At 52.4% G+C, this 1,165-nt stretch carries 11 tRNA genes; all 11 read right to left on the bottom strand.

Going from position 1 to position 1,165, the window contains the following annotated elements:
• Positions 1-66 precede the first annotated feature (66 nt).
• A tRNA-Ile gene (locus Y79_RS0119815) sits at positions 67-143 on the bottom strand.
• 2 nt (positions 144-145) lie between these two features.
• A tRNA-Met gene (locus tag Y79_RS0119810) sits at positions 146-222 on the bottom strand.
• Between the two features lie 20 nt (positions 223-242).
• Positions 243-315, bottom strand: a tRNA-Ala gene (locus Y79_RS0119805).
• 4 nt (positions 316-319) lie between these two features.
• Positions 320-396: transfer RNA gene (locus tag Y79_RS0119800), tRNA-Pro, on the bottom strand.
• An 18-nt stretch (positions 397-414) separates the two neighbouring features.
• A tRNA-Arg gene (locus Y79_RS0119795) sits at positions 415-491 on the bottom strand.
• Between the two features lie 9 nt (positions 492-500).
• Positions 501-586, bottom strand: a tRNA-Leu gene (locus Y79_RS0119790).
• Between the two features lie 19 nt (positions 587-605).
• Positions 606-680 (bottom strand) — tRNA-Gly (locus Y79_RS0119785).
• 9 nt (positions 681-689) lie between these two features.
• A tRNA-Leu gene (locus Y79_RS0119780) sits at positions 690-773 on the bottom strand.
• Between the two features lie 12 nt (positions 774-785).
• A tRNA-Lys gene (locus tag Y79_RS0119775) sits at positions 786-861 on the bottom strand.
• A gap of 37 nt (positions 862-898) precedes the next feature.
• Positions 899-974 (bottom strand) — tRNA-Thr (locus tag Y79_RS0119770).
• A gap of 29 nt (positions 975-1,003) precedes the next feature.
• Positions 1,004-1,079, bottom strand: a tRNA-Val gene (locus Y79_RS0119765).
• Between the last annotated feature and the right edge of the window lie 86 nt (positions 1,080-1,165).

The raw sequence follows: 1,165 nt of genomic DNA, 5'->3' as shown, positions 1-1,165 counted from the left end.
TTTGACACCCCTGTCGGTTTTCAAGACCGATCCCTTCAGCCAGACTTGGGTATTCCTCCGTATAAGTGGTGGACCTTGTAGGACTCGAACCTACGACCGGACGGTTATGAGCCGTCTGCTCTAACCAACTGAGCTAAAGGTCCAATGGTAGCGGCGGAGGGGATCGAACCCCCGACCTCACGGGTATGAACCGTACGCTCTAGCCAGCTGAGCTACACCGCCAAAAAACAATTAAAATCAAGTGGAGCCTAGCGGGATCGAACCGCTGACCTCCTGCGTGCAAAGCAGGCGCTCTCCCAGCTGAGCTAAGGCCCCAAAGTGGTCGGGAAGACAGGATTCGAACCTGCGACCCCATGGTCCCAAACCATGTGCTCTACCAAGCTGAGCTACTTCCCGATTTTTCAAAAGTATGTATGGCGCGCCCGAGAGGAGTCGAACCCCTAACCTTTTGATCCGTAGTCAAACGCTCTATCCAATTGAGCTACGGGCGCAACAATAAGTGCCGAGGGCCGGACTTGAACCGGCACGGTAGTCACCTACCGCAGGATTTTAAGTCCTGTGTGTCTGCCAATTCCACCACCCCGGCATGGATGGTATAGTTTAGTTGGAGCGGAAGACGGGATTCGAACCCGCGACCCCCACCTTGGCAAGGTGATGTTCTACCACTGAACTACTTCCGCGTTTGGCAATGCGGATGAAGGGACTTGAACCCCCACGTCTGTAAAGACACTAGAGCCTGATTCTAGCGCGTCTGCCAATTCCGCCACATCCGCAAGAAAAAAACATGGTGAGCCATGAAGGACTCGAACCTTCGACCCTCTGATTAAAAGTCAGATGCTCTACCAACTGAGCTAATGGCTCTTTTTACAAGAGACTTATATAGTATAACATATAAAAGTGGTGCCGGCAAGAGGACTTGAACCCCCAACCTACTGATTACAAGTCAGTTGCTCTACCAATTGAGCTACACCGGCCTAATACGCCAACTTATGTATGATAGAAATGGTGGAGGATGACGGGCTCGAACCGCCGACCCTCTGCTTGTAAGGCAGATGCTCTCCCAGCTGAGCTAATCCTCCGTATATTACACTTACGTGTAATGGCTTGGCGGCGTCCTACTCTCACAGGGGGAAACCCCCGACTACCATCGGCGCTGAAGAGCTTA

Origin of the sequence: Bacillus siamensis KCTC 13613 (genome assembly GCF_000262045.1) — a bacterium.
GTDB lineage: Bacteria > Bacillota > Bacilli > Bacillales > Bacillaceae > Bacillus > Bacillus siamensis.
This window is presented reverse-complemented; position numbering and strand designations above follow the sequence as displayed.